Origin of the sequence: Actinoplanes sp. HUAS TT8 (genome assembly GCF_051380535.1) — a bacterium.
In the GTDB taxonomy this organism is placed as follows: domain Bacteria; phylum Actinomycetota; class Actinomycetes; order Mycobacteriales; family Micromonosporaceae; genus Actinoplanes.
The window spans coordinates 5,175,053-5,195,848 of record NZ_CP195646.1; the positions used below are offsets into that span (position 1 = coordinate 5,175,053).

Annotated in this window: 18 protein-coding genes; 11 read left to right on the top strand and 7 right to left on the bottom strand. The window is 71.1% G+C overall.

What is annotated here, in order from left to right:
* Positions 1–127: 127 nt before the first annotated feature.
* From ACSHV8_RS23130 to ACSHV8_RS23180, 11 genes are all read left to right on the top strand, one after another.
* Positions 128–2,797, top strand: coding sequence for a family 78 glycoside hydrolase catalytic domain (locus ACSHV8_RS23130; protein ID WP_436535837.1), 2,670 nt, complete (start codon positions 128–130; stop codon positions 2,795–2,797).
* A complete protein-coding gene (locus ACSHV8_RS23135; RefSeq protein ID WP_436535838.1) occupies positions 2,794–4,086 on the top strand; it encodes an MFS transporter in 1,293 nt (430 codons plus the stop codon). The genes ACSHV8_RS23130 and ACSHV8_RS23135 overlap by 4 nt, the downstream gene beginning before the upstream one ends.
* Before the next feature lies 1 nt (position 4,087).
* Positions 4,088–5,749: a CocE/NonD family hydrolase gene (locus tag ACSHV8_RS23140; RefSeq protein WP_436535839.1), complete on the top strand. Its 1,662-nt coding sequence runs from the start codon at positions 4,088–4,090 to the stop codon at positions 5,747–5,749.
* Positions 5,750–6,049: 300 nt separating this feature from the next.
* Positions 6,050–6,841, top strand: a complete 792-nt coding sequence (locus ACSHV8_RS23145) for a SigB/SigF/SigG family RNA polymerase sigma factor (protein WP_436535840.1) — start codon at positions 6,050–6,052, stop codon at positions 6,839–6,841.
* A gap of 227 nt (positions 6,842–7,068) precedes the next feature.
* On the top strand, positions 7,069–7,299 hold the full coding sequence (locus tag ACSHV8_RS23150; RefSeq protein ID WP_436535841.1) for a hypothetical protein: 231 nt from the start codon (positions 7,069–7,071) through the stop codon (positions 7,297–7,299).
* A 16-nt stretch (positions 7,300–7,315) separates the two neighbouring features.
* Positions 7,316–8,515, top strand: a complete 1,200-nt coding sequence (locus ACSHV8_RS23155; protein ID WP_436535842.1) for an MFS transporter — start codon at positions 7,316–7,318, stop codon at positions 8,513–8,515.
* A complete protein-coding gene (locus tag ACSHV8_RS23160) occupies positions 8,512–9,276 on the top strand; it encodes a tetratricopeptide repeat protein (protein WP_436535843.1) in 765 nt (254 codons plus the stop codon). Before ACSHV8_RS23155 ends, ACSHV8_RS23160 begins: the two co-directional genes overlap by 4 nt.
* A gap of 139 nt (positions 9,277–9,415) precedes the next feature.
* The gene (locus tag ACSHV8_RS23165; RefSeq protein WP_436535844.1) at positions 9,416–9,940 is read left to right on the top strand and encodes a PadR family transcriptional regulator; all 525 of its coding nucleotides are present in this window, start codon (positions 9,416–9,418) and stop codon (positions 9,938–9,940) included.
* Positions 9,937–10,614 carry an ABC transporter ATP-binding protein gene (locus ACSHV8_RS23170; RefSeq protein ID WP_436535845.1) on the top strand — a complete coding sequence of 226 codons (678 nt, stop codon included), beginning with the start codon at positions 9,937–9,939 and terminating at the stop codon, positions 10,612–10,614. The genes ACSHV8_RS23165 and ACSHV8_RS23170 overlap by 4 nt, the downstream gene beginning before the upstream one ends.
* Positions 10,611–12,875: an ABC transporter permease gene (locus ACSHV8_RS23175; protein WP_436535846.1), complete on the top strand. Its 2,265-nt coding sequence runs from the start codon at positions 10,611–10,613 to the stop codon at positions 12,873–12,875. Before ACSHV8_RS23170 ends, ACSHV8_RS23175 begins: the two co-directional genes overlap by 4 nt.
* A 112-nt stretch (positions 12,876–12,987) precedes the next feature.
* The gene (locus ACSHV8_RS23180) at positions 12,988–13,275 is read left to right on the top strand and encodes a hypothetical protein (RefSeq protein ID WP_436535847.1); all 288 of its coding nucleotides are present in this window, start codon (positions 12,988–12,990) and stop codon (positions 13,273–13,275) included.
* Positions 13,276–13,298: 23 nt separating this feature from the next.
* Here the strand turns inward: ACSHV8_RS23180 and ACSHV8_RS23185 are convergent, their stop codons facing one another.
* The 7 genes from ACSHV8_RS23185 to ACSHV8_RS23215 form a co-directional block, all read right to left on the bottom strand.
* The gene (locus tag ACSHV8_RS23185; RefSeq protein ID WP_436535848.1) at positions 13,299–13,985 is read right to left on the bottom strand and encodes a FadR/GntR family transcriptional regulator; all 687 of its coding nucleotides are present in this window, start codon (positions 13,983–13,985) and stop codon (positions 13,299–13,301) included.
* A 76-nt stretch (positions 13,986–14,061) separates the two neighbouring features.
* Positions 14,062–15,375 carry an enolase C-terminal domain-like protein gene (locus ACSHV8_RS23190; protein WP_436535849.1) on the bottom strand — a complete coding sequence of 438 codons (1,314 nt, stop codon included), beginning with the start codon at positions 15,373–15,375 and terminating at the stop codon, positions 14,062–14,064.
* A gap of 26 nt (positions 15,376–15,401) precedes the next feature.
* A complete protein-coding gene (locus ACSHV8_RS23195) occupies positions 15,402–16,436 on the bottom strand; it encodes an ABC transporter permease (protein ID WP_436535850.1) in 1,035 nt (344 codons plus the stop codon).
* Positions 16,429–17,955, bottom strand: a complete 1,527-nt coding sequence (locus tag ACSHV8_RS23200) for a sugar ABC transporter ATP-binding protein (protein WP_436535851.1) — start codon at positions 17,953–17,955, stop codon at positions 16,429–16,431. The genes ACSHV8_RS23195 and ACSHV8_RS23200 overlap by 8 nt, the downstream gene beginning before the upstream one ends.
* On the bottom strand, positions 17,955–19,004 hold the full coding sequence (locus ACSHV8_RS23205; protein WP_436535852.1) for a sugar ABC transporter substrate-binding protein: 1,050 nt from the start codon (positions 19,002–19,004) through the stop codon (positions 17,955–17,957). Before ACSHV8_RS23205 ends, ACSHV8_RS23200 begins: the two co-directional genes overlap by 1 nt.
* Positions 19,001–19,756, bottom strand: a complete 756-nt coding sequence (locus ACSHV8_RS23210) for an ATP-binding cassette domain-containing protein (RefSeq protein ID WP_436535853.1) — start codon at positions 19,754–19,756, stop codon at positions 19,001–19,003. Before ACSHV8_RS23210 ends, ACSHV8_RS23205 begins: the two co-directional genes overlap by 4 nt.
* Positions 19,756–20,787 carry an ABC transporter permease gene (locus tag ACSHV8_RS23215; protein ID WP_436535854.1) on the bottom strand — a complete coding sequence of 344 codons (1,032 nt, stop codon included), beginning with the start codon at positions 20,785–20,787 and terminating at the stop codon, positions 19,756–19,758. The genes ACSHV8_RS23210 and ACSHV8_RS23215 overlap by 1 nt, the downstream gene beginning before the upstream one ends.
* Between the last annotated feature and the right edge of the window lie 9 nt (positions 20,788–20,796).

Genomic DNA, 20,796 nt, shown 5'->3' on the forward strand with positions numbered 1-20,796 from the left:
CGTGACGCGAAAGCCAGTAACACAAGGTTTTCGCGACGGAAACCTTGTGTCTTAGGTTTTTAGCCCCTACCGTGAGCCGCACCACACACCAAGCCGCTACCCACGGTGATCGAAGCGGAGACGCAGCATGCCTGAGCAGCAGTGTTACGACCTGCGCGTCGAATACCTGACCGAGCCCATCGGCGTCGGCACGCACCGTCCGCGCCTCAGCTGGACGACCAACGGCGTCCAGGACGCCGCCGAGATCGCGATCGACCGCGGCGACGGGCACCCGGTCTGGCGCAGCGGCCGCCGCCCGGGCGGGCTTCCGGCAATCGAGTACGACGGCGAGCCCCTCGACTCCAACCAGGTCTACCACTGGCGGGTGCGGGTCTGGCTCGACGGCGCCGCCGAGCCGGGCGACTGGGCCGCCGCGACCTTCGAGACCGGACTGCTCGACCCGGCCGACTGGCTGGCCGCGTGGATCAGCCCGAAGCAGGAACCCACCGCGACGGAACGCTGGACCCTGCTCGACTGGATCCTCGGCCGGCGCCCGGAGACACCCGTCGAGCAGCGGCTGCGCCCGGTGCAGTTGCTGCGCCAGCGGTTCGACGTCCGCGGCGAGGTGGTCCGGGCCCGGCTCTACGCGACCGCCCGGGGCGTCTACACCGCGCAGGTCAACGGGCGGGACGCCGGCGATCAGGTGCTGGCGCCCGGGTTCGACAGCTATCCGCATCGGATCTCGGTGCAGTGCTACGACGTCACCGGCCTGCTCGCCACCGGCGAGAACGTGCTCGGGGTGGCCCTGGCCGACGGCTGGTGGGCCGGGCGGATCGGGCTCAGCGGTTCGAGCGCCCAGTTCGGCACCGAGACCAGCGCGACCTGGCAGCTGCACGTCGACTACCGCGACGGCGGCACCGAGGTGATCCGGTCCGGGGCCGGCGTGTGCGGCTCCCCCGGGCCGTGGGCCTACGCCGATCTGTTCGTCGGCGAACACTACGACCGCCGCTCGGAGCAGCCCGGTTGGGACGCGCCGGGCTTCGACGACTCCGGGTGGACGCCGGTGACGCCGACCGGGGAGAGCACGGCCGTGCTGCGCCCGTTCACCGGGGAACCGGTGCGCCGGGTGCTCGAACTGCCCGCCCGCACGATCGCCGGCGACGCCGGGACCGGCTGGATCGTGGACTTCGGGCAGGTCATCGCCGGGCGGGTGCGGCTCACCGTCCGTACCCCTCGAAGGGGTCAATCGATCACCCTGGAACACACCGAGACGCTGGGGCGCGACGGCGGCTGGTTCGCCAACATCACCGGGATCAACAAGGAACAATGCGACACGTACGTGGCGGCGGGGCTGGACGGCCCGGAGATCTACGAGCCGGTCTTCACCTTCCACGGCTTCCGGTACGTGCGGATCCGCGGGCTGGACCGGGCGCCGGAGCCCGAGGACGTCGTGGCCGTCGTGCTCGGCAGCGACATCGAGTGGACCGGCTCGTTCGAGACCTCGGACGCGCGCCTCGACCGGCTGCACCGCAACGTGGTGTGGAGCCAGCGGGGCAACTTCCTGTCCGTGCCGACCGACTGCCCGCAGCGCGAACGGGCCGGCTGGACCGGTGACCTGCAGGTCTTCGCGCCCGCGGCGGCGAGCAACGCGCAGGTCGTGCCGTTCCTCAGCCGCTGGCTGGCCAACCTGCGGGCCGACCAGCTGCCGGACGGTCGTGTGCCGATCATCTCCCCCTATTCGCCGTACGACGCGGAGTCGGCCGCCGCGGCGACCGGGATCGGCGCGATCGTCGCCGCCGCCGGTTGGAGTGACGCGATCGCGCTGGTGCCGTGGACGCTCTACGAACGCAGCGGCGACCGGCGGGTCCTGGCCGACAACCTCGACGCGATGCTCGCCTGGATCGAGCATCAGCGGGCCGAGGCCGGGGAGTCGCTGCTCTACCGGCCCGCCGGCCAGTTCGGGGACTGGCTGACCCCGAGCACCCTGGAGGGGCAGCCGCTGCACGAGGCGATCGGCGTCGCACCCGAGCTGACCGGCGGGATCGTCGCGCCGATGTTCCAGGCCCGGACGCTCACCGTGACCGCCCGCGCGGCCCGCGTCCTGGGCCGCGACGACCTGGCCGACGAGCTCGACGGGCGGGCCGCCGCTGTCCGGGGCGCGTTCACCGCCGCGTACGTGTCGGGGGACGGATTGCTGCCGGTGGACCTGCAGGGTCCGTACGCGATCGCCCTGGCCTTTGACATGTTCTTGCCGGAGCATCGCCAAGCCGCCGCGGCGCGGCTCGCGGCGCTGGTCGAGGGTCGCGGCGGGCGCCTCGACACCGGATTCCTGTCGGTCGGGCATCTGCTCGACGCGCTCTGGGACAACGGTTATCCCGACCTGGCCCGCCGCGTGCTCTGGCAGCCGGAGATGCCGTCCTGGCTGTACGAGGTCGACCGGGGGGCCACCACGATCTGGGAGAGCTGGGACGCGATCGGGCCGGACGGCACCGTGCGCGAGGTGTCGCTCAACCATTACGCGTACGGGTGCGTCGACGACTGGCTGTACCGGCGGGTGGCCGGGATCCGGGCGACCTCGCCCGGATATCGCACCGCCACGATCGAACCGGATCTCGCCGCGGGCGTCGACTCGGTCCGGGCCCACGTCGGCACCCCCTACGGGCGGCTCGCCGTGGCCTGGCAGCGCGACGGCGACCGCGCCGACATCCACGTCACCGTGCCCTACGGCATCACCGCGACGCTCGTCACCCCGGCCGGTGACGTGCCGCTGACCCCGGGCGAGAACAACCTTCGTACGTCAATCGGGAGTTTGTCGTGACCTTTTCCCCGCCGGAAAGCGCCCCCGCCGTGCCGTCTCCGCCGGCCGATCCGGCTTGGCGCAACCCGGGTGGCAGCTTCTACTTCTTCTACCTGTTCGCGATCGCCGCCACCGCGGGTGCGCTGCTGTCCGACGCCATCCTGACGCTGGCGCTCAAGGCCGATCAGATCGACCCGCAGCGGGCCACCACCATCCTGTCCATCGTCGTGGCCGTCGGCGGGCTGACCTCACTCGTCGCGTTCCCGCTGGTGGGACGGTTGAGTGACCGGACCACGGCCCGGCTGGGTCGTCGCCGGCCGTTCCTGCTGGCCGCGGCCGCGCTGATCGCCGCCGGCTCGGTCCTGATCGTCGCCGCGAACGACGTCGTCGTGCTGACGCTCGCCTACATCGTGGTGGGCACCGGATCGGTCGCGGCCATGGTCGCGACCGCGGCGATCGTGCCCGACCAGTTCGAACCCGACCGCCGCGGCACGCCGTCGAGCATGGTCGGGCTGGGCAGCCCGATCGGTGCCGTCCTCGGCCTGTTCCTGGCCCAGCTCGTCCAGCCGCACCTGGCCGCCATGGTGCTGCTCCCGGCCGGGGTCGCGGTGGTGGCGTTGCTGCTGCTCACGGTCGTGCTGAAGGACCGCCGGCTGAGCCCGTCGGAGCGGCCGCCGTTCGTGTGGCGCGACTTCCTGGGCACCTTCTGGGTCAGCCCGCTGCGCTATCCGAGTTTCGGGCTGGCCTGGCTGAGCCGGCTGTTCATCTTCCTCGGCGTGGCCGCGGTCAACGCGTACCAGGCCTTCTACCTGATCGACGTGCAGCATGTGGACTCGGCGACGGTCGGCACGACGATCTTCGTCGCCACGCTGATCCTCACCGTCGCGTCGCTGATCTTCGCGCCGGTGGCCGGGAAGATCAGCGACCGGATCCACCGCCGCAAACCGTTCGTCGTCGTCGCGGCACTGATCTTCGCGGTCGGGCTCGGCCTGGTCGCCGCGGCCGACAGCGTCCCCGCGTTCCTGATGGCCATCGGCGTGATGGGGATCGGCCAAGGGGTCTACTTCGCGGTGGACTTCGCCCTGGTCACCGAAGTCCTGCCGGACCCCGGCAACCCGGGCAAGGATCTCGGCATCATGAACCTGGCCAACAACCTGCCCGTGATGATCGTCCCCGCGGTCGCCCCGGCCCTGCTGGCCATCGGCGCCACCGCGGCGACCCCGCAGAACTTCACGGTGCTGTTCGGCGCGGGCGCGATCGCGGCGGTCATCAGCGCCCTGTTCATCCTTCCGATCCGCGGAGTCCGCTGACATGATCCGGAACCTCACCAGCCGGCTGCTGCACCGGGTGTTCCCCGGGCTACCGCCGGCCGCCCACCGCTACGAGATCCGCCGCGACATCGAGGTGCCGATGACCGACGGCACCCGGCTGCTCGGCGACCTCTACCTGCCGACTCCCGGCCCTGGCGTCCCGCCGCCGACGGTGCTGATCAGAAGCCCGTACGGGCGGGCCGGCATCGGCGCACCCCTCTGCCGGCTCCTGGCCGAGCAGGGACTCCCGGTCTTCTCCCAGAGCTGCCGCGGAACCTCCGGCAGCGGCGGCACGTTCCTCCCCCAGCTGCACGAACAATCCGACGGCATCGACACGCACCGCTGGGTGCGGGCCCAGCCGTGGTTCACCGGCCGGCTGGTCACCACCGGTCAGAGCTACCTCGGATACACCCAGTGGGCGGCCGCCACCCACCTGAGCGGCGACGAAGCGCCGGACGCACTCTGCCTGCAGGTCACCATGCCCGACTTCGGGGCCATCACCTGGGACAACGGCGCGTTCTCGCTGCGCAACGCGCTCAGCTGGAGCACCATGATGACCCACCGCGACCGGTTCGCCGCCGGCCTGCGCCGGGCCCTGCCCGACAAACGCCTGGACGCCGGCCTCGATCACCTTCCGCTGGCCGAGGGCGATCGGGTCGCCACCGGCGGCACCACCATCGGCTGGTACCAGGACTGGGTCAAACGCGACGACCTCAACGACGAGTACTGGACGGCGCAGTCACACACCGCGGCCGTCCCGGCGGTCACCGCACCCGTCTCGATGATCACCGGCTGGTACGACATCTTCCTGCCCTGGCAACTACGCAACTACCGGCAGCTGGTCGACGCCGGGAACCCGCCCGAACTGACCGTGGGACCGTGGGGGCACGCCAGCCCGGCACTACTCCGGGACACACCGGCCGAGGTGTACGGATTCCTGAACCGTCACCTGATGTCCGGGCCGGACACCCGGGCCGACCGGGTCAAGGTCTACGTGACCGGGGCCGAGGAGTGGCGCGGCTACGCCGCATGGCCGCCGCCGGCCCAGGCCACCGACTGGCTGCTGCAGCCCGAAGGCGGCCTGGATCGGTACGCGGCGCCGAACAGCGCGCCGAGCACCTACGTCTACGACCCGGCCGATCCGACACCGGCGCTGGGCGGGCCGGCACTGGCCCCGAACTCCGGGCCGGTCGACAACAGCGCCCACGAAGACCGGGCCGACGTGCTGACCTTCACGTCGGCGGCGCTGCCGCAGGCCGTGGAGGTGCTGGGCGAGCCGACCGCCACCATCTCGTTGCGCTCCGATCGGGAGAACACCGACCTTTTCGTACGGCTGTGTGACGTGCACCCGGACGGGAAGTCCTGGACGGTGTGCGACGGGATCCAGCGTATCGGGCGAGACGGCTCCGAACGTGACGACGACGGCGTGCGGGAAGTGACGGTGTCGCTGTGGCCGACCGCGCATCGGTTCCGGGCCGGGCATCGGATCCGGGTTCAGGTCAGCTCCGGGGCCCATCCGCGGTATGCACGCAACACGGGTGGGGACGAGCCGGCCGGGACTGCGAGCACGCTGCACAAAGCGCACCAGGAGATCCTGCACGACTCCGACCATCGATCCCGGATCGTGCTGCCCACCCGGGGCGTCGTCCTCCCGGCCGAATAGCCGGCGGCCGACGACCGGGCCGGCCGGCTCTCAACGGGTGGACGTGAGCCGGCTGCGCGCCGCATTCGATCCGGCCGCCCTGGTCGAAGCGGGAACGTATCCGAACGTCTGGGGTGGGCGGTCCTGTTCGGCATCTCGTTGTGACCCCGGTCTGACGAGGTGGTGAAACGGTCAGGCGTGACGTGTGGGACCGGAATCGGCGTAACCGAGTCGGGGCGGGGGTCGGCGACTTAGGCTCGGGGGGAATGGCTGCCCCGGACCCTGGCAGAGCGGAAAGTGAGCTGACCGCCGGGGGAAACCATGTCCAGGACATCTGATGGGTGCAGCATCGCCGAACGCGCGGACGAGGACGTCCCGACTCGGCTGCTGACGGCGCTGGCCACCCTGCCGGTGGAGGATCCGGGCCGGCGCGTTGTGCGTGGGCAGGCCATCGAGGCGTGGGTGCCGCTGGCGCGACGGCTCGCCGGGCGGTATGCCGGGCACGGCGTACCGATGGATGATCTTGTGCAGACGGCGACGCTCGGTCTCATCAAAGCGGTGGACCGGTTCGACCCGGAGCACGGCGCCTGCTTTGTCGGGTTTGCCGTGCCGACGATTCTCGGTGAGATCAAGCGGTATTTCCGTGACCGGACGTGGATGATCCGGCTTCCGCGGCGGCTTCAGGAGTTGCGGCTCGCGATCACGGCGGCCAACGCCGAGCTGACGCAGCTGCTGAGCCGTTCGCCGACCGTGGCCGATGTCGCCGCGCACCTGGGTCTCACCGAGGAGGCCGTTCTGGAGGGGCTTGAGGGCGCCCGGGCCTACGAGACGGTGTCGTTGTCGACTCCGCGCCGGGCCGAGAACGGCTACGAGCTGATCGACGTGCTGGGCGACGACGACCAGGCGTATGCCGAGGCCGAGGCGCGGATCGCGCTCACGGCGGCGATGGCTGTGCTGGACGAGCGGCTGCAGCGGATCCTGACCTTGCGCTTCTACGGCAGTCTGAGCCAGTCCGAGATCGCCGGGCAGCTCGGTGTCTCGCAGATGCACGTGTCCCGGCTGCTCGCCCAGGCCCTGCGTGAGCTGCGCGGCCACCTTGAGGTAGCTGTGTAGTACCCGGCTGACGGCTGACGACGGCCGGTAGCCGACGAGCGGATCGGCCGGCGCGATGAACGCCCGACCCGCCCCGGGTGAACCGTCACACCCCTCTCGCCTGCCATTGCCCGAACACCCGAACGGGGTATTCGGGGAACGTGGTCCGTCAATCAGGATTGGCGTCATCGAGCGGCGCGGAACACAAATACGGTCCGCCGACCGCCATTCCTGAACAGGAGAATCACATGACCACAATGGTGAAGAACAGCATCCGGGGCGCCTCGCTCAACCACAGCGAGGCCGTGCTGGGCCGGGGTCGCAACCTCAACCACACCGAGGTCGTCCTGGGGCGCGGCCGCGAGCTCAACCACTCGGAGACGGTGCTTCCACGCCGGCGGCGCGTCGCCCCGGCCGGCCGGGGCCTCCGCGTCAATCATTCCGAGATGCTGCTGACCCGCGATCGCTCCGCGCACTGATCGGCGATTCGCGGCGATGAATTCCGTCGGGCAATTCATCGCCGAACGGCCGGGAAATCGTTCGCGGTTTCCCGGCACCGTTCGGCTGCTGCTCGCCAGCGACCTGATCACCGCGGCCGGGGTCGGCCTGACCCAGCCGTATCTGATCGTCCTGCTGCACACGGCCCGCGGACTCCCGGTGGCGGCCGCCACCGGTATGGTCGCGCTGGCCGCGGTCACCAGCCTGGTCGGCAATCCGATCGCCGGAACCCTGATCGACCGGTACGGACCCCGAGCCGTCATGATCGCCGGACTCCTGGTCGCCACGCTCGGGATGCTGCTCCTGGCCCTGGGCGCCGGTTTGGCCCTGGCCGCGGCCGGCATCGGGGTGACCGGTCTGGGCTGGTCGCTATCGGTTCCGGCACTCTCCACCCGGCTGGCCCGGCTCGTCCCGGAATTCTCGCACCAGCGCGTCTACACCCTGCAGTACGTCCTGTTCAACGTCGGCCTGGCCGGCGGCGCGGCGGTCGGCGGCCTGGTCGTCGCCTCGGCGTCCGCGCTCCCGTCTCTGTGGCTCGTCGGAGCACTGCTCTGCCTGGTCAGCGCCATAATGGCTCGATTCGGCGGCTTGTCCGCATCGGTTCCGGCCGACGAGCAGGGCCCGGGCTATCGGCAGGCGCTGGCCGACCGGCGACTGCTGCCCTTACTCGGTGCGGCCGCTTTGCTGTCCACGGTCGGCTACGGAATCTACAACGCGGCGCCGAGCGTACTGGCCGTCGCCGCACACGACCCGGCCGCCCTGTCCTGGTTGAGCGTCGCCAACGCGGTCAGCGTGATCGTCGGTGCGACGATCACCTGGCGGTTCGCCGACCGGATCCCGGCCCGGGCCGCGCTGCTCTGGACCGCCGGTCTCTGGGCGGTGGCCTGGGCGATCTGTGTCCCCACCGCCCTGGGCACCGGGCTGGCCGTCCGTCCGGCGCTGACCGTTGCGGCGATCCTGACCGGGGCCGGTGAGGTGCTGCTGGCCGGAGCCCTGCCCACCCTGGTGAACACGATCGCGCCGGAGGCGCTGCGCGGTCGCTACAACGCCCTGTCCAGTCTGGCGCTGACCGTCGGTATGGGGACCGGGCCGCTGCTGACCTCGGCGGCAACGGCTTCCGGCCACACATTGCTGCTGTTGGGTACGGCGGTGGCCCTGGCCGTCGGCGCGGGCCTGATCATGGGCCGGCCGTCGTGACGACGGCGCTGGACCACGCCGATGACCTGCGCGAACAGGGTCGTTACGCGGAGGCCGAGACAATTCTCGGGCCGATGGTCGCGCAGGTCGACCGCGCGGGCGGGCCGCGCTCGGCGAGCGACGCCCACCTGCTCAACGCCTACGGTCTGCTGCTCAAGGCCACGGGCCGATATGCCGAGGCCAAGGCCCGCTATCGGCAGGCGCTGGACGTTCCTGGGCAGGCCGGAGAAGATCTCGCCGCGCTGCATCACAACCTGGCCGGGATCGAGTTCGTCCTGGGTGATCTGGACCGGGCGGCCGAATGGGGGCGGCGCGGGCTCCAACTGCGACGGACCCTGGTCGGGCCGGACCATCTGACGGTCCTGTTCGACGAGGGGAACCTGGCACCGATCCTGATCGGGCTCGGCCGACTCGATCAGGCCGAGACGTTGCTCGCCCATGTGCACGAGCAGTTCGTGGCGCAACTCGGGCCCGATGACTACGAGACCGGTGTAGCCCTGACCAACCTGGGCGCTCTGGCCGCGCAACGTGGTGACCTTCGGCTCGCACTGACCCACCTCACCGAGGCGATCCGGATCAAGACGAATCGTCTCGGGCCGGATCATCCCGAGTTGATCCGCACCCTGATCAATGTCGCCGTCGTGACCGAGCAACTCGGCGACCCGGCCGGCAGCGAGGCGGCGCAGACCCGGGCCCTGCACCTCGCCGAGTCCTACCTACCGGTCGGCCACGAGCTCCGCCAGGCGTTGACCGACTGGTAGGTCCGACGCCGTCAGCACGGAGGCGGCGCCGTCATGCGCGGCTGCCTCGTGCTGCCGCGGCCACCGAGGAATGGGCCGTCGTACCGAACTCCCCTGACATCCGGCGGCCGCTATGTAGCCATGTGTATAGTGGCGCGCCATGACGATCGCGACGGCTTTTCTGGCGTTGCTCGAGGGGCGGCCGCAGCATGGGTACGACCTCAAGCGCGCCTATGACCAGCACTTCGGGCACGATCGGCCGCTGCACTACGGGCAGGTTTACACGACCCTGGCCAAGCTGCTCAAGAACGGCCTGGTGACCGTAGACGGGGCGGACGGCGAGGGCGGGCCGGACCGGAAGCGGTACACGATCACCGAGACCGGCGTGACCGACGTGCAGCGCTGGCTCGACGAGCCGGAGAAGCCCGATCAGTACCTGCAGAGCGGCCTCTACGCCAAGGTGGTCGGGGCGCTGCTGACCGGCCGGTCGGCCGCCGACGTGCTCGACGTGCAGCGTGAGGAACATCTGGCGGCGATGCGGGAGCTGACCCGGCGCAAGCGGTCCGGGGATCTGGCCGACCGGCTCATCTGCGACCACGCGCTGTTTCATCTGGAGGCCGACCTGCGCTGGCTCGAACACACCGCGTCCGTTCTCGATCAGCTGGCCGAGGAGGTACGGCGATGAGCGCGCTGCTGGTGGCCGAGCAACTACACAAGGCCTACGGGCCGACGATCGCGCTGGCCGGTGCCGATCTGGCGGTGCACGCGGGCGAGATCGTGTCGGTGATGGGACCGTCCGGCTCGGGCAAGTCGACGCTGCTGCATTGCGCGGCGGGGCTGGCCGCTCCCGATGCGGGCTTGGTGACGTACGCGGGAAATGATCTTTTTGCCCTGAACGACGTGCGCCGCAGCGCGGTACGACGGCGCGAGTTCGGCTTCGTGTTCCAGTTCGGGCAGCTGGTGCCCGAGCTGACCGCCCTGCAGAACGTGGCGTTGCCGCTGCGGCTCGACGGTGTCGGGCGCCGGGTGGCCGAGCGGCGCGCGGCCGGGCTGATGGATCGCCTCGGGCTGGCCGACAAGGCCCCGGCGCGTCCGGGTGAGCTGTCCGGCGGGCAGCAGCAGCGGGTCGCGGTGGCCCGTGCGCTGGTCACCGGACCGAAAGTGATCTTCGCGGACGAGCCGACCGGCGCGCTCGACTCGGTCGCCGGCGAGCAGGTCATGGAGATGCTGACCGATGCGGCCCGGGCGACCGGCGCCGCGGTTGTGCTGGTCACGCACGATGCGCGGGTGGCCGCGTACGCGGATCGGGGTGTTGTCGTGCGGGACGGGCGCAGCACGATGCGGGCCGGCGTGCGATGAGAAGGGTCCTGGCCGAGCTGGCCCTCGGTGTCCGGCTGGCCTTCGCCGGTGGGCGGCGCGGCTGGCTGCGCACGGCGATGGCGACGCTGGGGGTGGGTATCGGCGCGGCCGGTCTGCTGCTGGCCGCGTCGGTGCCGACGATGCTGGACGGGCGGCAGGCGCGCACCGATGCCCGCTACGACAGCCCGGGTGGCGTGACGGTGCCGGCCGGGCGGACGACGATCCTGGCCGGCCCGGACGGGCAGTCGGGCGACAACGCGATCCGGGCCCGCCTGCTCTGGCCGGAGGCGCCGGGCGCGCCGCTGCCACCAGGGGTGCCGGCCTTCCCCGGCGATCATCAGATGTACGTGTCGCCCGCGCTGCGGGCGGCCCTGGACGGCCCGGACGGGGACACTCTGCGCCGGCAGATGCCGTACGAGATCGTCGGAACCATCGCGCCGGCCGGGCTGTCCGGCCCGCACGAGTACGCGTACTACGCCGGCTACCAGCGGGCCACGGCCCTGGTCGAGCAGCAGGTGGCCTGGCGCGTCGACCGGTTCGGCTATCCCAGCCTCGACGTGGAGGCGGGCGCGGGCGGCACCTACGTGATCGTGGCGGTCCTGGTCGCCACCCTGCTGCTGCCGGTGGCGATCTTCATCGGCGCCGCGCTGCGCTTCGGCGGTGACAGCCGGGACCGGCGGCTGGCCGCGATCCGGCTGATCGGTGCCGACAGCCGGGCCGTGCTGCGCATGGCGATCGGCGAGAGCCTGGTCCCGGCCGGGCTCGGCCTGCTGCTCGGCCTGCTGTTCTACCTGCTGATTCGCGGCCAGGTCGAGCGGTTCTGGCTCTTCGACGTCAGCGTCTACTCCGCCGACGTGCGCCCGGTGCCGTCGCTGGCCGTCCTGGCGGTGGCGGTGATCCTGGGCCTGTCGGCCGGGGTCACGCTGCTCGGTTTCCGCGGCGTCACGGTCGAGCCGCTCGGGGTGCTGCGGCAGGCGCCGACGTGGCGCGGCCGGCTCTGGTGGCGGCTCATCGCGCCGGCCGCGAGCCTGCTGCTGCTCTACCCGGTCCTGCTCGGCCGCGAGAACGTCGGCGAGGCGCGCACCGGCATCGGCGCGGTGCTGCTGATCGTGGCGCTGATCCCGCTGCTGCCGTACGTGGTGCCGGTGGTGGCCCGGCTGCTGCCCGACGGCACGGCGTCGTGGCAGCTCGCCTCCCAGCAGCTGCGGCGCAACCCGTCGTCGTCGACCCGGGCGGTCAGCGGCATCGTGGTCGCGGTGGCCGGGGCGATCGCGCTGCAGTCGCTGTTCGGGGCGGCCGAGGTGGAGCGGTCCATTCCGTACGACAAGGCCGACCCGGCGTTCCTGCTGCAGGCCCGGGACCGGACGAGCACCGACGCCATGAAACAGCGGTCGGCGAGGTTCGAGCAGGTCAGCGGCGTGCGCGCCGGAACCGTGGCGCTGTACACCATCTACCAGAAGGACATCATCGGCCTGGCCAACCTGTACATCGGCGACTGCCGGTCGCTGAGCCAGCTCGCCACCCTGACCGGCGGCTGCGAGCCGGGCGACACCTTCACGGCCGGCTCGGCCGAGAAGGTCATCACCATCGACAAAGGCGAGATCAACCCCGCCCCGGGCGTACGGCTGGCCGTCCCGGCCAAGGCTCGCAAGGCGACCCTGATCGGCAGCAACGCACAGGGCGTCGCGTCGGCCGTGCTGATGACCACCATCCCGGCGCAGCTGGCCCGGGTCGAACCCGGCTTCGTCGAGACCCGCATGTTCACCGACGAGAAACCGGCCGTCGTGGCCGGGAAACTGCGTGGCGTCGCCGCCGAGATCGACCCGCTGGCGATGTTCACCGCGATGGCGCCGGAAGGCGACCGGTTCGGGCCGCTGCGGGTCGCCCTGAACGTCGGGTCGACGCTGATCCTGCTGATGATGGCGGTCGGGCTGCTGCTCGACGTGGCCGCCCGGCTGCACGAGCGGCGCCGCATCCTGGGCGTGCTGGCCGCGGTCGGCGCCCGCGACGGCACGGTGATCTGGTCGGTGCTGCTGCAGGTGATCGTGCCGGTGGCGGCCGGGTTGTCGCTGGCCGTCGGCGCCGGGACCGGGATCGGTGCTCTGCTGATGCGGCTGTCCCAGGTGCCGGTCATCTTCACCGCCGGGACGGTTCTCCTGCCGGTCGCCGCGGGCGCCGGCCTGGTCCTGATCACCACGGTGGCGGTGCTGCTGCCCGCGGTGCGCCGGGTCACCCGGACCGAAGAACTGCGCTACGAGTGAGCGCCGCCCATCGGTACAGTCGTGGCCAGATGCCGACGTCGGAGGTGATCACGGTGCACCCGGTCTTGTGACGGCCCCATCCCGGGGCTGCGCGGAGCCGAAAGGTGCCCGTATGAGCAAGACCGACAAGACCCGTCCGCTGTGGGTCCGGATGGCGGAGACCCCGGGCGTGACCGCGATCGCCGTGCACGACCATCGGTTCGGGCCGTGCACGCTGCCGGACCGGATCGGCGCCGGCACCGCGCGGGGCGGCTGCTACTGGCGTGGCGCCGGGTATCACGTGCTCGCCTGCGACGGCGGTGCTTGCAGCCGGGAGCGGCAGCTCTGGCGCCGGCAGGCCAACCGCCAGGACCGTTACCGGGCGCGCCGGGAACTTCGCGCCTGCCGCGCCGACGACTGATCCGCCCCAAGGCCGGCGGCGGCCTACTGACGCAGGTGTTCGCGCAGCCAGCCCTCGGTGTTGCTGACGTGCAGCAGGGCCGCCGCCTGGGCCAGCGGGCCGTCCCCGGCGGCCAGCGCCTGGTAGATCGCCTCGTGTTCGGCCACGGTCCGGCCGGCGGCGTCGCCGTCGACCAGGCCGCGCCAGATCCGGGCCCGCAGGGTCTTGCCGGAGATGCCCTCCAGCAGGGTCACCAGGGTGTCGTTGCCGGTGGCGGCGATGACGGCCCGGTGGAACGCGGCGTCGTGCAGGTTGAGCAGTTCGACGTCGTCACCGGCCTCGCGCATGGCGTCCAGGTGCCGTTTCACGTCGGTCAGGCCGGGCTCGGCGATCCGGGTCGCGGCCAGCGCCGAGGCGACCGGCTCGAACAGGCGCCGCACCTCCATCAGGTCGAGCAGGGTCCCGGCGTCGCCCTGCAGCAGCTCGACCGCCCCGCCGAGGCCGCCGAGCAGCATGCCGGGCTGCAGGCTGGTGACGTACGTGCCGTCGCCGCGGCGCACCTCCAGGACGTGGGCCACTTCGAGGGCTTTGACCGCCTCCCGCATCAGGTTGCGGGACAGCCCGAGCTGGGTGGCCAGCTCCGGCTCGGGCGGGAGTTTGCTCCCGGGGGCCAGCTCACCGGACTGGATCCGCTCGCGGATGCGGGCGATGGCCTTGTCGGTAAGCGACACGGCGGTTCCTCCATGGATCTTCCGGCTCGGGCCGGCGTTCACCGGCCGGACCATTCTGCTCCGGCCGGCGCCGTGGTCAGGCACGGGCGGCCCACACCGGCCCGTCGGGGTAGGCGTATTCCTTGAGGGAGGCCGGGTGCATCTGCGCGGACAGCCCGGGTGCGGTCGGAGCGAGGTAGCGTCCGCCGACCACCCGTACCGGATCGACGAAGTGTTCGTGCAGGTGGTCGACGTATTCGATGACGCGGTCGCGCATCGTCGCGGAGACGGCCACGAAGTCGAACATCGACAGGTGCTGGACCATCTCGCACAGTCCGACGCCGCCCGCGTGCGGGCAGACGGGCACGCCGAACTTGGCCGCGAGCAGCAAGATCGCGATGTTCTCGTTGATCCCGCCGACCCGGGCCGCGTCGATCTGGACGATGTCGACCGCGCCGGCCTGCAGCAGTTGTTTGAAGACGACCCGGTTGGCCACGTGTTCGCCGGTGGCCACCTTGATCGGCGGCAACGCCCGGCGCACGGCGGCGTGTCCGAGGATGTCGTCGGGTGAGGTGGGTTCCTCGATCCAGTACGGGTCCCAGGGCGCGATCCGCCGCATCCAGTCGATGGCCGACTGCACGTCCCAGCGCTGGTTGGCGTCGACCGCGATGCGGATGCCCGCACCGACCGCCTGCCGGGCCGCGCGCATCCGCCGGATGTCGTCCTCGACCGAGGCGCCGACCTTCAGTTTGATCTGTTCGAAGCCGTCGGCGACGGCCTGCCGGGCCAGCCGGGCCAGTTTCTCGTCGGAGTAGCCGAGCCAGCCGGGCGTGGTCGTGTACGCCGGGTATCCGCGCTCCAGCAGCAGGGCGATCCGCTCGTCGCGTCCGGGCCGGGCCCGTTCCAGGATGTCGAGCGCGTCGCCGGGGGTGAGCGCGTCGGAGAGCCAGCGGAAGTCGACCTGGGCGACGAGTTCGGCCGGTGACATGTCGGCCAGAAAGCGCCAGACCGGTTTGCCGGCCCGTTTGGCGGCCAGGTCCCAGGCGGCGTTGACGACCGCGCCGGTGGCCATGTGGATGACGCCCTTCTCCGGGCCGAGCCAGCGCAGTTGCGGGTCGTGGACCAGTGAGCGGGCGAAACCGCCGAGGTCGTCGCCGATTTCGGCCACCGGGCGTCCGATCACGAACGGGGCAAGAGCAGAAATGGCATTGACCTGTACGTCGTTGCCCCGCCCGGTGGTGAACGCCAGGGCATGACCTTCCACGCCGTCGCCGGCGTCGGTGCGCAGCCGCACGTAGGCGGCCGAGTAGTCGGGTTCGGGGTTCATCGCGTCCGAGCCGTCCATCTGGTCGGAGGTCGGGAAGCGTACGTCGAGCACGTCCAGGGCGGTGATGCGCGGCGAACGGGGCATGGTGGCGAACTCCTCTGTTGCGGGGCTCAGTCCTGGACCTTGCCGCCGGTGATCCGGGAGACGATCAGCGCGGCCAGGATGATCAGCCCGTTGAGCGCCCCGATCCACTGCGCGGGGATGCCGGCCAGGGTGAGCACGTTCTGGATCATGAACAGCAGGAGGATGCCGGTGAAGGCGCCGACCATGGTGCCCTTGCCCCCGTTGAGGCTGATGCCACCGATGACGGCGGCCGCGAAGACGGTGAAGATGTAGCCGTTGCCCTGGGCCGAGGCGACCGACGCGAGCCGCCCGGACAGCAGCAGCCCGGCCAGGGCGGCCAGCACACTGCCGGTGACGATGACGGTCCACAGCACGCGGCCGGTGCGGATGCCCGCGGCCTTGGCCGCGTCCAGGTTGCCCCCGATGGCGTAGAGGGAACGCCCGGGACTGGTCCAGCCCAGCACGACGACGGCCACCGCGAACAGGGTCAGGCAGATCCAGATGGACGCGGGCACGCCGAACCATGCGGCCGTGCCGAGGTAGAGCATCGACGGCGGCAGGCGGAAGAACGTCTGGCCACCGGAGATGCCGGTCAGGGCCCCGCGCAGCACGATGAGCATCCCGAGCGTGACGATGAAGCCGTTGAGCCCGAACCGGATGATCAGCACCGCGTTGACGATCCCGATGAGCGCGCCCACGGCCAGGGTGATCGGGATGGCCCACCCGCCGGGCAGCAGGCCCAGCCCGTGACCGGTGCCGACCGGGACGACGAGCCAGGCCGCCACGCCCGGGGCCAGGCCCATCGTCGATTCGAGGGACAGGTCCATCTTCTTGACGATCAGGATCATCGTCTCGGCCAGGACCAGCAGCGCGATCTCGGACATCGTCTGCAGCACGTTGAGCAGGTTGTCCGGTTGCAGGAAGACCGGGCTGACGATCTGCCCGACGACCGCGATGATCAGGATCGCCGGGACCAGGGCGAGGTCACGCAGCCGGGCCAGCGGCACCCGGCCGCCGAGCAGCCCTGGGCGCGGGCGTACGGCCGTCGTCGATCGGTTGTCGGCCAGCGCGGTGTCAGGCATCGAGGTCCACCCCTTCCATGGCGGCCACCAGTTCGTGGTCGTGCCAGCCGCGGGCGAACTCGGCGGTCACCCGGGCCCGGAACATCACCAGCACCCGGTCGCACACCCGCAGGTCGTCGAGCTCGTCGGAGGCGATGAGCACCCCGGCACCGGATCGCGCGGTCTCCTCGACCTTGTCGAGCAGGAACTCCTTGGACCGCACGTCGACACCGGACGTGGGGTTGATCAGCACCAGCAGCCGGGGCGTGTCGGCCAGCGCCCGCGCCATGACCACTTTCTGCTGGTTGCCGCCGGAGAGCCCGGCGACGGCCAGGTGCGGGCTCGGGGTCTTGATCGCCAGCTTGTCGATCAGGTCGTCGGCGATGGCGTCCCGGCGGCGGCCGTTGATGAATCCGAACGGGCCGAGCCGGTTCGGCACGGTCAGGGTGCCGTTGTCGGCGATCGACATGTCCGGGACCAGACCCTGCCGGTGCCGGTCCTGCGGCACGAGACCGGCGCCGGCCGACAGCGCGGCCGGCACGCTGCCGGGTCGCGGCCGGTGACCGGCGATCTCGATGCGGCCGCCGGCGGCTCGGCGCAGCCCGGCGACGGTCTCGGCCACCTCGGTGCGCCCGCTGCCGGCGGCCCCGGCGAGCCCGACGATCTCCCCCGAGGCGATCGTGAAACCCACCTGCTCGTACGAGCCGTCGCCGCTGGTCAGGTCGCGCACGGTCAGAGCGGTCACGGCGCCGGGGTCCGCCGCCCGCCCGGGTTCGCGGTGCCGGGCAGCAGCCGTGTCCCCGGTCATGGCCGCGACCAGGTCGGCCCGGGGCAGGTCGGCGACCGGGGCGGTCACGACCGGCCGGGCGTCGCGGAAAACCGTCACGGTGTCACAGATCTCGTAGACCTCCTGCAGGTGGTGGCTGATGAACAGGAACGTCACGTCCTGGCGCTGCAGGTCACGGATCCGGTCGAACAGCCGGTTGATCGCCGCCCCGTCGAGCTGGGCGGTGGGTTCGTCCAGGATGATGAACCGCGCCCCGAACGACAGGGCGCGGGCGATCTCCACGAACTGCCGCTGCTCGACCGGCAGGTCACCGGCGAGGGTCTGCGGATCGACGTCCACCGACCACGTCGCCAGCAGTTGCGCGGCCCGGCGGCGCAGCGTGGACCAGGCGATCAGGCCGCCGCGGCCACGGTCGTAGCGGTTGAGGAACAGGTTCTCGGCGACGGTCAGCGCCGGGATGATCGTCGACTTCTGGTAGACGCAGGCGACCTGGCGGCGCCACGCGTTGCGGTCGGCCGGCCGTGGTGCCGGCCGGCCGGCGAAGGTCACCGTGCCCTCGTCCGGCGCCAGCAGCCCGGTCAGGATCGACACGAGCGTCGACTTGCCGGCCCCGTTGCGCCCGACCAGCGCGTGTGTCTGCCCGGCGGCGACCCGCAGGGCGGCCCGGTCGAGCGCGACGGTCGGGCCGAACCTCTTGGTGATGCCGGTCGCCTCGACGACGAGCCGGTCCGTCTCGTGCGTTGCGGTGGTCATCAGCTCGCGTTGCCCCACAGCGACGGGTCGCTGCTCTTGAGGCTGGGCGCATCGCCGTACGTCGCACCGTCGCGGGTCACCAGCGGCGCGGAGAGCTGATCCTCCAGCAGCCCGTCGCGGACCTGGATGATGGTGCTGTCATGATCGGTCGGCCCGGGCTGGAAGGTCTTGCCGGCGATCGCATCCTTGACGTACGAGAGTGCGTACTTGGCGTAGAGGTCGGCCGGCTGCGAGACGGTGGCGTCGATCTGACCGGCCGCGATGTCGGCGAGTTCCTCGGGGATCCCGTCGTTGGAGACCACGAAGACGTGTTTCGGGTCGTCCGGGCCGACCAGCAGCCCTTTCTGTTTGAGCACCTGCAGCGTGCCGGCCAGGGCGAAGCTGGACTGCATGTAGACACCGCGGATGTCCGGGTTGGCGGTCAGGTCGGTCTGCAGCTTCTGCGCGGCGATCGCGCCGTCCCAGTTGGTGGCCTCCCCGAACACCTTGATCTTCGGGAACGAGGCCTTCATGCACTCGTTGAACGCCTCGGTGCGGTCACGGCCGTTGATCGAGTCGAGGCCGCCCTGCAGCATCACCACCTTGCCCGTACCGCCGAGCTTGGTGCCGAGGAACTGGCAGGCCTTGGTGCCGTAGGCCCGGTTGTCGGCCCGGACCACCATGGCGACGCTGCCCGAGTCGGGCCGGGTGTCGACCGTGACCACCGGGATCTTCTTGGCGGCGAGCTGGTCGAGGGCCGGTGCGATGGCGGCGGTGTCCTGCGGGGCCATCACCACGCCCTTGACGCCCTGGCTCATGAAGGTCTGGACGTTGGCGGTCAGCTTGGCCACGTCGTTCTGCGAGTTGGTGGTCTTCAGCGTCAGCCCGAGCTGATCGCCGAACCGGGGCGTGTACTTGATGAACGAGTTCCAGAAGTCGGTGTCCGAGCGCGGATAGTCGACGCCGACCACCGGCTTGCCGGCGTCCGCGGTGGCGTTGTCGCGGTTGCAGGCGCTGATCGGGACGAGGACGAGCGCGGCGGCCACGCAGCGGACGATCAGGTGCTTCATCGCAGCTCCCTGGGCAGGCGACGGTTGCGGTACTCGGCGACGACGAGGTCGGTCAGTCGTTCGACCGACACCTCGGAGGTCGGCTCGTCGAAGGTGATGGTGCCGTGCTGGAGCAGGTTGACCCGGTCGCAGACGTCGAGGACCTGGGCGTAGTTGTGCGCGATGATGATCACCGAGACGTCGCCGCGGGCTTTCAGGTCGCGGATCAGGTCGAGGATGAGCGCGCCCTCCTTGGCCCCCATGGCCGCGAGCGGCTCGTCGAGCAGCAGGATCCGGGCGTCGGAGTAGACGGCCCGGGCGACGGCGACGGCCTGGCGTTGCCCGCCGGAGAGCTTGGCCACCTCGGCGCCGACGTCCGGGATGTTGACGCCCATGTCGGCCAGGTGTTCCCGGGCCAGCCGGCGCATGGCCCGGTTGTTCAGCAGGGGCCCGACGCGCAGCTCCCGGTTGAGGAACATGTTGTGGTAGACCGACAGCTCGTCGACCAGCGCGAGTCCCTGGTAGACGGCGTCGATGCCGAGCGAGCGGGCATGGTCGACGCTGCGCAGGACCACCTCCTGGTCGTTGACCACCAGGCGTCCGGCGTCGGGGCGGTGGTAGCCGCAGATGGTTTTGATCAGCGTGGACTTCCCGGCACCGTTGTCGCCGATCAGGCCGAGGACCTCACCGCGCTCCAGCCGGAGGCTGACGTCGCGCAGGGCGGTCAGCGCACCGAACCGTTTGACGACGTGTTCGACCAGCAGCGCGGACATCACGAACCTCCGGTGCGGCGCAGCCGCGACAGGTACTGGTTGGCGATCATCGACAGCAGGATGGCGCTGCCCAGGATGATGCTGAACGGATTGGCGCTGATGCCGATCAGGTTGAACCCGTTCTGCAGTTCGGCCAGGATCAGCGCGCCCAGCAGCGCGCCGATCACGGTGCCCGAGCCGCCGGCCAGGGCGGTGCCGCCGATGACCGCGGCCGAGATCGCGGTGAAGGTCAGGGCGGTGCCGCCGCCGATGTTCGGGTCGATGCTGTTGATCCGGAACGCCTCCAGCAGCCCGGCGAGCGCGCCCAGCACGGAGGCGATCATGAAGTTGCCGATCTTGACGCGGTGGACCCGGATGCCGGCCTCGGTGGCGCCGATCGGATTGCCGCCGACCGAGATCGTGTGCAGGCCCCAGCGGGTACGGGTGAGCACCACGTGGAACACCACCACCACGCCCAGGCACCAGATCAGCGACGACCAGTCGGCCGCCCCGAAGATGCGCTGGATCCGGCCCTGCGCGGCCTCCGGGATCTGTGCCGGATAGGCGTGCGAGGTGGTCAGCAGCACCCCGAGCAGCAGGTAGTACGAGCCGAGGGTGGCCACCAGCGACGGCACTCTCAGCTTGGTGACGATGAAGCCGTTGCCGAGTCCGATGAGGGCGGAAATCGCGAACGCGAGCAGGAACGCCGGGATCACCGGGATCCCGTACAGGTCGACCGCGTAGTGCACCAGGAACGGCGCGAACGCGGCGACCACGCCCACCGACAGGTCGATCTCACCGCTGACCAGCAGCAGGACGACGCCCACGGCGACGATCGCGACCGGTGCGGTGGCCTGCGCGATGTTGCGCAGATTGCCCGGGGTGAGGAAGACGTCGTCGGACGCCCGGAAGTAGATCGCCATGACGACCGCGACGATCAGCACGCTCGCCTCGCGCCAGCGCACCAGCACCGTGCCGCCGCGGCGCAGCACGGGCAGCACACCCGAACCGCGGACCCGCGGCGCCCGCTGTTTCTCGACTGTCTCCGGCATCGGCTGGTC